This is a genomic window from Actinomadura alba (assembly GCF_014323705.1).
Classification (GTDB): Bacteria; Actinomycetota; Actinomycetes; order Streptosporangiales; family Streptosporangiaceae; genus Actinomadura_C; species Actinomadura_C alba.
In genome coordinates this window covers 249,215-259,379 of record NZ_JABVEC010000007.1, presented here as the reverse complement: position 1 = coordinate 259,379, position 10,165 = coordinate 249,215, and the positions used below count along the sequence as shown (strand labels likewise).

Annotated in this window: 7 protein-coding genes; 5 read left to right on the top strand and 2 right to left on the bottom strand. The window is 67.3% G+C overall.

Going from position 1 to position 10,165, the window contains the following annotated elements; translation table 11 throughout:
• Positions 1-758: 758 nt before the first annotated feature.
• Genes HKK74_RS12555 through HKK74_RS12540 form a run of 4 tightly spaced genes read left to right on the top strand, consistent with a single transcriptional unit; the run spans position 759 to position 6,701 of the window.
• The gene (locus HKK74_RS12555; RefSeq protein ID WP_187243331.1) at positions 759-3,083 is read left to right on the top strand and encodes an ATP-binding protein; all 2,325 of its coding nucleotides are present in this window, start codon (positions 759-761) and stop codon (positions 3,081-3,083) included.
• Positions 3,080-4,744 (top strand): DEAD/DEAH box helicase family protein, encoded by a 1,665-nt coding sequence (locus tag HKK74_RS12550; protein WP_187243330.1) that lies wholly within the window; start codon positions 3,080-3,082, stop codon positions 4,742-4,744. Before HKK74_RS12555 ends, HKK74_RS12550 begins: the two co-directional genes overlap by 4 nt.
• 20 nt (positions 4,745-4,764) lie before the next feature.
• A complete protein-coding gene (locus HKK74_RS12545; protein ID WP_222722180.1) occupies positions 4,765-5,340 on the top strand; it encodes a hypothetical protein in 576 nt (191 codons plus the stop codon).
• A gap of 8 nt (positions 5,341-5,348) precedes the next feature.
• Positions 5,349-6,701 carry a sigma factor-like helix-turn-helix DNA-binding protein gene (locus tag HKK74_RS12540; protein ID WP_187243328.1) on the top strand — a complete coding sequence of 451 codons (1,353 nt, stop codon included), beginning with the start codon at positions 5,349-5,351 and terminating at the stop codon, positions 6,699-6,701.
• Between the two features lie 1,216 nt (positions 6,702-7,917).
• Here the strand turns inward: HKK74_RS12540 and HKK74_RS12535 are convergent.
• Positions 7,918-8,136, bottom strand: coding sequence for a DUF397 domain-containing protein (locus HKK74_RS12535; protein WP_187243327.1), 219 nt, complete (start codon positions 8,134-8,136; stop codon positions 7,918-7,920).
• Between the two features lie 12 nt (positions 8,137-8,148).
• The gene (locus tag HKK74_RS12530; RefSeq protein ID WP_312881438.1) at positions 8,149-8,976 is read right to left on the bottom strand and encodes a helix-turn-helix domain-containing protein; all 828 of its coding nucleotides are present in this window, start codon (positions 8,974-8,976) and stop codon (positions 8,149-8,151) included.
• A gap of 231 nt (positions 8,977-9,207) precedes the next feature.
• On the opposite strand from HKK74_RS12530, the gene HKK74_RS12525 reads away from it, so the two are divergent.
• Entirely contained in the window at positions 9,208-10,059 is an 852-nt protein-coding gene (locus HKK74_RS12525; protein ID WP_187243325.1) for an ATP-binding protein, read from the top strand.
• Positions 10,060-10,165 lie beyond the last annotated feature (106 nt).

The following is a 10,165-nucleotide window of genomic DNA, read 5'->3' as shown; positions in this document are numbered from 1 at the left end:
TTTTACAGAACTGGACGATGGCACCCACCGCTACATGACGGTACGCGAGACAGCCCGGATCATGTACTTCCCCGACGATTGCGCCAGGGCTGAGGCTCGTCCTCGTCCGACAGCGGGGGTCTCGCGACCCCCAGCCCCCGGTTGTGCGAGCGCCGAACGGCGCAGGCACGCGACGGGGCTGGGAATCGCTCAGGACTGATCGTCTCGCGCGTCCAGAGACTCGAACGACGCCAGCTGATGATTAAGAGCACGTGGGCGTGACCCTCTCGTCCTAGACACCGCGCGAGTCGCGGGGGGGTGCACGACTATGTCACCGACGCGTTTTCGCAGCGGCAGGAGCACCAGACCGCCGCGGCGCCCGATGACAACGACGACAATCACCGGCATACGATCCCGGCCTCCGAGCACCGTCAGTCCACGGTCGCGAAGCATCGGGCGAGGGTCACCGTCGGCTACGGATCTGTGAGTGTCGTTCCCCGGCTGTTCTGGGTGGACTGCCGTCAGGCTCGGTGCTGGCGATACCGGGTGACTCGCTACGGATCTGGAGCACTCGAAGCCGCGGCGCCGTTCACGCCATGATCGCAGGAACCCGTAGCCACACGTTCGTCGGGGTTCGCAAACTCCGGCCGAATTGTCAGTGGTCCCCTCTACCCTCGGGATCGAATGCTCGGCTCATGAGAGCCGGGCGGCTTCGCCGCGTGCCCACGCACGCCGCGGCCGTCATGACAGCGCCCGATTCGCCAGGAGGTTCCGCCGGAGTGAAGATCACCCCTTCCGCCCGTGTGCTGAGCATGCTGGGCGAGATCGACTTCGACGAGTGGCAGTGCGTGGCCGAACTCGTCGACAACCCCTTCGACGACTTCCTCGACATCCTCCGCTCGGAGGCGAAGTGGCCGGACGGCTTCACGGTCAGCGTGACCTTGCCGTCGTCCCCGAAGGGAGTCCTGGAGATCCGCGACACAGGGCGAGGCATGTCGTACGACCGGCTGGCACGCGCGGTTCGGGCCGGCTGGTCTGGGAACGACATGCACGACAAGCTCGGCCTGTTCGGCATGGGCTTCAATATCTCGACCGCCCGCCTCGGTAGGCGCACCCGCGTTCTGACGACCCGTGCGGGCGACACAGAGTGGATCGGCGTCGAGATCGACCTCGACCAGATCAAGGACGACTTCGAGGCGAAAGACATCGCCGAGCCGAAGAACGACCCGTCCCAGCACGGCACAAGGATCATCGTCGACCGCCTGCACCGGACGCGCGCTGAGTGGCTACGCCGCAACGGCGCCTCACTTCGCAACATCCTGGGCTCGGTGTACTCGTGGATCCTCACCGAGCACCCTTTCGATCTCTATGTCGGCGGGACCCGGGTCAAGTCGGTCCGCCACTGCCGCTGGGGCGACGACCGCTATGTGCTCTACAACGGCAAGGAGCGGATCCCTGCCCATATCCCGATTGATCAGAAGCTCCAGGACGGGATCGCCTGCCGGGACTGCGGGGAGTGGCAGATGGGCTCGGGCGAGGTCTGCTCGGTCTGCGGCAGCGGCAACCTGACCGTACGCGAACGCAGGATTCACGGTTGGCTCGGCGTCCAGCGCTACCTCGACAAGACCGAGTACGGGATCGACTTCCTGCGCAACGGCCGGAAGATCCTGCGTTGGGACAAGCAGCTCTTCACCTGGAACAACCCCGATGGGGTCGCGGGGAACGAGGAGCCCGAGTACCCGGTCGACCTCGCCCACCAGGGTGGCCGCCTCATCGGCGAGATTCACCTCGACCACGTCCCCGTCACTTACCAGAAGGACGCCTTCGAGTACGGGGACCGCAGCTGGCTCACCGCCGTGGAGTTGCTGCGCGGCCTGGCACCGCTCCAGCCCCAGCGCGCCAGCAAGCTCGGCTACCCGGAGAACGAGAGCCCGCTGGCCTTGTTGTTCAAGGGCTTCCGCCGCAACGACGCGGGGCTGCGCTGCCTCGTCCCCGGCGACGGCCACAAGCCGGTCCACGCGGAGACCCGGGATTGGGGACGGAAGTTCCAGGCAGACGTCTCCCAGTTCCAGACCGACGAGCACTGGTGGCAGGCGGTCCTGCGACACGAAGAAATCAAGAAGCGGGACAAGGAGGCCAAGACAGCGGCCAGTGTGCCAGCCCAGCCCGATGAGAAGGCTGTCGGGGAAGCCCTCGGTTTCCCGACCGACATGCCCACCACGTCCGGCGCCGCGCTCGGCGCCCAGGCCGTCCCCGTGTCGGTGAAAGAGAAGAAAGAGAACCGCAGCGAGCGCCTGGCCCGCTATGAGGGCGCGTCGACGCTCCACGCGTACCTGAGTCGATCGTTCGGGCACCCCGAGCTCGGCCACGTCAAGGTGCGGACCCTGCTGCTGAAGCACGGTGAGCGGCTTCTCGACGACATCGGGTTGCACGTTCCGGTCCTCCTCGACCAGCGTTCTGGCAACGAGCTGACCGCCATCGTCGACCCCGAGCACGCCGCGTTCCGGCGGTTCGGCGCGGACTACGCCGATCTCCTCCTAGTTGAACTAGCCGCCGTCCTAAAGGTGCGGGGGCGCTCCGATTGGAGCCCGTCTCAGCTCGTCGCCGCGATCCGCGCCGACTCACTGCAGGACAGCGTGCTCGACGGCACCACCGTCGGCGCGGAGGCCCGAGACCTCCTCGCGGAGATTCGCGAGCGGGTCGCCGAGGTCCTCGACCGGAGCGGCGGCTGCACCATCGCCTACGGTCACCTTTCCGACGAGGAGAAGATCGCGACGGAGGAGGCGATGATCGCCGCCGGACGTGTCGGCCTTGTCGGTCGTCTCGGCCGGGACTCCGGTTTCGTCCACCACATGCCCGCACTGGCCCTGGTCCGGCTCGTCCAGGCAAGTCCGGAGTCGTTCATGGACGATGCCGTCTTCCGTGGCCCGTACGCCAGGGTGTCGTCGCCGTCCGGGAAGGCGCTGAGCCTGGCTCGGGTCACGGGCTGCCTCGCGGACGTGGCGACGCTGGGCACGTTCGCAGGTGGGGCGACCGCCCTGCAACTGCGACGGGCCCGCCTGAGCATCGCCTTGTTGCGCGACGAGTTGGCTGGCGAGGGGTGAGCGCCGTATTTCTGACGGCCGCTGAACTGCGCGACGGTGGCCCGGGGGGACTGACCAAGGCGCTCGAACGGACCCTGTGGCACCTGGGATTCCAGGACGTCCGCGTCATCGACGGCGCCCACGACCACGGCGCCGACCTGCTCGCGGTCCGCGCCCGCGAGCAGTGGGTGTTCCAGAGCAAGTGGAAGGCGCACGGCACGGCCGACCACGCGGGCGTCGACGACCTCGAACGCGCGCGCACCTACTATCGGGCCGACAAAGCCGTGCTGGTGACCAACACAAACATCACCGCGTCGGCCGAGACGCGGCGTCAGGCGCTGGGGGGGATCGGCGTCGACATCGCCCTGTGGCATGGGGCCACCCTGGACGCGATCGGTCAGAGGATGCCCGATCGCGTGCCCGCCCCCTACTCCGTGCGGCCGTACCAGGAACAGGCCGTGGCCGCGATCGAGCGGGACCTCGACACTGAGGGCACGGCGTTGCTGGTCCTGGCGACAGGGCTGGGAAAGACGGTCGTCGGCGGCGAGGTCATCGGGAACCTGCTGGCGTCGCGGCCGGACGCACGCGTCCTGGTAGTCGCCCACATGCGAGACCTGGTCGGACAGTTGGAGAAGGCGCTGTGGCGGCATCTCTCGAAGAGCGTGCCCAGCCGCCTCCTGACCGGCGAGATCAAGCCCCGGGCCCTCGACGGAGTCGTCGTCGCGACGGTCGAGTCAGCGCTGTCGGCCGTGCGCGCGGGCTACCAACCCGACCTCGTCATGATCGACGAGACCCATCACGTAGCCGAGACCGGCAGGTTTGCGGAACTCCTCGATCTGTGTGGGACTGTTGGACGATTCGGCGTCACCGCGACCCCTTGGCGTGGCGACAAGTTCGACATCACCGCTCGCTTCGGTCGACCCAGCTTCAAGATGGGCATCGCCGAGGGCATGGCGGCGGGCTATCTGTCGGCCGTCGACTACAAGCTGTACGCGGACGGTGTCGACTGGGACGCCGTCCAGGAGATCAGCCGTCACGGCTACTCGATCAAGGACCTCAACCGGCGTCTATTCCTCCCTCAGCGAGACGAGGAGATCGTCGAGCACCTGCGGGCGGCGTGGCGCGAGACCGCCGAGCCCCGCGCCATCGTGTTCTGCCAGACGATCGAGCACGCCGAGCACATGGCGAGTCTCCTCGCCATCTCGGACCCGGCGTGGGTCAATGCCTCCCATCTGCACAGCGACCTGCCAAAGCGTCACCGTGACGTCCTGCTCAACGAGTTCCGCCTCGGTCGTGTCCCGGTAATCACTTGCGTGGACGTGTTCAACGAGGGCGTCGACGTGCCCGACGTGAATCTGATCGCTTTCCTGCGCGTCACCCACAGCCGGAGGATCTTCGTGCAGCAGCTCGGCCGCGGGCTGCGGCTGAGCCCCGGCAAGAAGGCGCTGAAGGTCCTCGACTTCGTGACCGACATCCGCCGCGCCGCAGCGGTGTTAGACCTGCGCCGAACGCTGGAGGCCGAGGAGACCGAACACCTGGAACTCCCGCACGTATCCCGAATCGAGTTTGAGGACGAGACGGTCGGCTCCCTGATGGACATGTGGATCCAGGACGCCGCCGACCTCGAGACTGCGGCGGACGAGGTTCGCCTCCAATTCCCCATGCCGAAAGGAATCCTGTGACCGACTACAAGATCCCGTCCGTGGTCGAGAAGGCCGTGGTCACGCGGATCTACGCCCAGGCCGACGAGGCTCAGTGGCCGCACCTCCAGGACGCGGACCGCACCCGACTCTATCGGGATTGGACGGAAGACCCGGAGATCGGCGGTCGCCTCCTTGACTTCGTGGGGCAGCGGGCCAATATCCGCCCGTGGCTGAAGGACTGCCCAATGAAGGAGTACGAGCGGGCACGGCGCGGCGAGGGCAAGTACGCCAAGTACGTGACGCGGCCGGCCGCGACGCTCGAACAGATGGTCGCGGCGACGTTCGGCCCCGGCTGGGAGGTCATCCCGGGGACCACTCAGCAGAAGCCGATGCGCGCGAGAATCCGCGAGGCTGGGACTGAGGACGAGGAACTGCACTTTGTAGCCGGCACTGCGGCGAACCTCAAGCATCTCGTGTGGCCGGCCATCCTCGACCGGTCCACCGGAGAGACCTGGCCCTGGACGATCTGCGTCGTCGATCCGTTCCGCGCCCCCGTGTCTCCCGAGCAGAAGGAGGAGCACAGGCGTATGGCCCAGTTCCTCGGCGTGCGGGTCGTCTATTTCAACGAAATGTAGGGGAACCGATGGGGGACGAGCGGTCGATGGACGACTGGCTGGTCAGGGCGTGGGAGACCGGATTCTTAGACGAGCGTGAGCGGGCCGTCATAAGGGGCCGTGCCGAGGGGCGGACGCTGGACAAGGTCGGGGCAGCGCTCGGGCTGAGCCGCGAACGCGCGCGCCAGATCCAGAACCGGACGCGGAAGTGGCTCACGGATATGGCGGACATCACCCAGGACGGCTGGCGGGAAACGGTCTGCGCCGCAGGCGCGGGCCCAGCCGCCCCGCGAGAAGCCTTCGCCGCCGCGCTTGGGGTCGTCGACCACGTGACGCTGGAGGAGCTGCTGGCCGCAGCGGGGCTGGACGCGCCGCGGACGTGGGCAGGGCCACTGCGCGGCTGGTGGAGTGCCGAACCCGGCGCGCTGGACCGCGCCCTGCGCCGTCTCGTCGGCACCGCACCCTTCCGCGGCGATGACCTCGGCCGTGCGGCCTCGGAGGCCGGACTACCCGCGGGTCTCCCCCTGGCCCGGCTCCTGAGTCACTCCGAGTCGCGGCTCGCCCTGAGCCCCGACGGGCACTGGGTCCGCCGCAAGGCGCGGGGACGCGACGCCGCGTACCTCTGGCTGCTGGAGACCGGGCGTTCGTGCCAGGCCGACGAGCTGCTCGCTCCGATGGCCGCGACGACCGCCGGAGCCGTGCGAGAGGCGCTGCGCCGTGATGACCGGTTCCGGCAGATCCGCCCCGAGGGCACCTGGGCCCTGACCGAGTGGACGCACCTACGTGCGTCCGCGTACGCCTCTGCGGTGGAGGCGATGGTCGCCGTGGTCACCGAGTCGGGCCCCCTTTCCCCGGCGCGACTCTTCGCCAGGGTGACGGAGCTGCACCCGGTCACCCCTTGGCGCCTGAAGCAGTGCCTGCTCAGTGACCAGCTCGGTGAGACCCCCGACGGCCTCGTCGACCTCGTCTCTCGCGGCGCCCGTCCGTTCGAGGAGGAGGAGCCGGCCCGGCCCGACACGATGGCCGTCGAAGGGGAGGTCCTCGGTCTGCGGATCCCTGTGAACCGGGACGTCCTGCGCGGCAGCGGCGTCAGCGTGCACACCTGGCTGACCTGGCGGCTCGGGTTGCGCCAGGCCCCGATGAGCCGCACGTTCAAGACGTCCGGCAACCACTCGCCGGTCGTTGTCCGCCGCGGCACCAGCAGCGCCCAGCTCTCCAGCCTGCGCCGCCACGCGCTCGAGCTCAAGGTCGTCGACGGCTGTGTGCTTGCCGTCCTCCTCCGCCTCGACAACGACACCGCGCGCGTCGGCCACGGCTGCGCGCCGGACACCTGCCCGGCGCGGCGGGCGCGGGCCGCCGCGCCGCCTGCCGTGAACGTTTGACGCGGCGTCGGCGCCAGCGGTCCCGGCCCCGCCCCGGGGCCGCTTGCCCACACACGCCGTGCCAGCCGACTGCCGATCACAGACAGGCTCACGCGAACGCCACAGTCCTCTGACGAAGGGTTCCGTATCTTCAAGCGGTGATCAGCGACGAGCGTCAGCCGGATGGAACGCGGAAACGCGCACGTTTCATCACGGGCGACAACGGCAATCCGACTACGCCGGACGGGAAGCGTCGGCAGCAGCCGAGGAAGCCACGGCCGTGGTGGACATTCAAGCGGCTTCAGCAGCTGGCTGAACGGCACCCCGGGCAGTTTCAGGTACTCCTCCGCAGGTCGCCGGAGCTGAGGGAGGTTTGGCGTCGCCGTGGCGGGAAGCTGCCAGGCTGAGAAGGTGAGCCCGGGTGCTAACGCATTTGCTAACGGCGGATCTGGACGGCCGTAGACGGATCTGGACGTGGCAGCGGTCCTGCAGCAGGTCAGAAGACGAATATGGACGGTCCTGGACATCCTTACTCTTGCTACGCATCAGACCGTACGGATCGTACGAGTGGCCCCATGATGGGAGGTGAGCTGAGACCAATGGCTAAGGGCAAATCTGGTTCCGGGAAGGCACGGAGCGCGATCACGGGCCGCTACGTCAAGAAGGCGACGGCACAGCGACACCCGAGGACGACCGTTGTCGAGCAGCAGTCGAAGCGCAAGAAGAAGTGGCTGAAGTCGATTGAGTGTGGCGCGCCCCAGGCTCCACCCAGTTGAGGGATGCAGTAGTACCGCAGGGGATTGAGCAGACTTAGGAAACCACGCGGGATATGTGCGGGATGGTCGCTCTAACTGCGACAGGCCCGGTCCGTACAGGCCGAGGTCAGCGGGGGAGCGGAGCCGAGATCACCGGCCCTCTGTAAAACCGTCGGCCGTGCCCGTTGCGTGCCCGTCAGAGTGGGCAACCAGGGACACGTACGGTCACTTACGGGGACGTCGTCGCGTCGGCGCAGGTCAACTACACCGCAGGTGAGCGATGAGCGCTGGAAGTGACTTCCCAAGCTAACCGTTGAAGTCAATCACCGTGGTAGTCGAGCGCTACTCTCGGTTGCGAACTCGCGCTGCCGCCTGCTTCCTGCTTCTCGGACCGTGGTTCACCCTGCACGGTATGGGTCGGGGTCGCCCGTGGAAAATGGTTTCCGGCTCGGAAGAAACTCGTAACGCGTGCCATGTCAACCCTAGAGAGCTAGATCTCCTGACTTGACACGACTTACGAGGACCCAGAACGCATTGGGCTGCAAGACGTGCACCGGGCCATGCGGATCTTTGCTATCCCTGATGGCAATGGTGCCGCCGACGACGGCCGCGACCTCGACGCAGTTGCCGCTTCCTTGGCCGCTGCTGTAGCTGGACTTACGCCAAGCGGTACGGCGCTCGTCCGCAGGGGGCTGGTTCACGGTGGGCCTTCTCTACTTCAGTTGATCAATCAGCCTGGACAGGTGGGCGATGGTGGCGTCGGGACTCAGGGCCATCGCCAGCAAGTTCTGAAAAACCACGCTATATCGCTGGATCTCCTCACGCTCCTCCAAATACAGGCTGTTCGGGTGCGTCTCGATGTAGACCAGGCTGGGGTCGTTGTCGGGGAAGTCGAGGATGACGAACGGTCCCGTCATGCCTGGATGAGGGCCTACTTCCATGGGCAGCACCTGGACGGTGACATGCTCGAGCCGCTCTGTGGCGATGAGGTGTTGGAGTTGCTCGCGGCGATCTTCCGCTGTCCCGAAAGGCCGAAGGATCGCCGCTTCGTCTATGACGGCCCAAAGGTAGGGCGGGTTGTCAGCATGGAGGATCGCCTGTCGCTCCATGCGGAGCTGAACTCGGCGCTCGATCTCCACAGACTCGCGGATAAGAGCTCCCCGGTACACCGCCGCCGCGTAGGCGGGTGTCTGGAGTAGGCCAGGGATGTTCGCCAGTTCATACGTATGGATCTTCTCGGCGCCGGCTTCGAACTCGGCGTAGGGATCGTCGAGCACGTCCTTGTAGGAGATCCACCAGCCGCGCTGACGGGCCTCGCGGGTGAGCGTGACCAGCTCTTCGTAGCGGGGATCGTCCTTGGGCACACCGTACAGGTCCAGCAGTAGGCGGGTGTCCACGACCATTGGCTTGACCGCCTGCGCCTTCTCGAGGCGAGTGACCTTGCCCGGTGACCACTCCAAGGACCTGGTGACATCGAGGGCGCTCATTTCGGCCGCTTCGCGAAGTTTGCGCAGTTCGATGCCCAGCCGTCGACGCCGCACCGTAGGACTTCGCCTCGAATCTCCCATTTGCGTCTCCGCTTCATCACGAGGGGTGACGCTGATGGTAGTCCGCGGAGCATATGCTGACATTTGAACTCCAAAAGGACTGATTTGAATTTCTGCATTGCGAATTCTAGTGAGCCGCGCCACGATTGCGAGTGGCAGCGCACAGACCGATAAGGACAGTGCGCTGCGCGAGACGAGACCGACCACATCCCCTGGTGGTGCAGCGTGCAAATCCCCTTCACGGAGTCGGCTCCGCGGAACGGCAAGAACTTCGATCTGACGAACGGCGGCTGCTCGGCGTGGGCGTTGCCAGCGGACGAGACTTGTGCGGCGGCCGGGCGGTCGTGGCTCGGCCGGGAGCTGCTGGCGATCGGCATGCCGCGCGACGCCGTACACGACGTCACGCTCGCCACCAGCGAGTTAGTCACCAACGGCCTCCGCCACGGCATCGGCGGCGGCCAGTGGCGCGGTGACACGACGCCACCTGTACCCGCTCATCTGGAGCTGTGGGCCTACCGCCGCGTGACGCCGGAGAGCCGGCTCGTGGTGAAGGTCTTCGACCCCCTGCCGGGCTGGCGCCGACCGGGCCCGGAGCAGGCGGGCCTGTACGCCGATAGCGGCCGGGGCACGCGGATCGTCGAAGCGCTGTCCCGGCGTTGGGGATGGCACCTGACCCGCTCACGCCTGGCCACGCAGCCGATTTGCGGCAAGGTCGCCTGGTTCTACGTGTCGATGGACGGGCGGCGCGAACAGGCCCCCCGGCTGCCCGTACGCCAGGCCGCCCAGGCGCTGCTGGCCGAGCTCGCGAGCCGCGGCATCACCAGACTGCAGTGCCACCACAGCACCGGCCACTCCCTCGTCGCACTCCCCGGGCTGACCGTCTGGGCCGAACAGCCGGGGATCTTCCGCTGGCACGACCCCACCGGCCATCCCGGCGAATACATACACACGCCCATCACCGACCTCGTCGACGTCGTGGAGGAGGCCGTACGGATCCACGAGTACGCAGCGGCCGTCGAGGCGGCGAAGGCCGGCACCAGGCAGGGCCAGGACACCCCCGGCAACGGAGACCGATAGCCGTGGGCGTCATGTGGCACTTCATCGTGGGCCCGCCCGACAGCGAGCCCACCTCACCGTCCGGGCCAGGGGAAGACCCGGACGAGGCCGTACGGCCCGAGCTCCC

Bases quoted from the DNA above. Each gene is read 5' to 3' on its own strand.
- HKK74_RS12540 (WP_187243328.1), top strand. From the start codon at position 5,349: ATGGGGGACGAGCGGTCGATGGACGACTGGCTGGTCAGGGCGTGGGAG.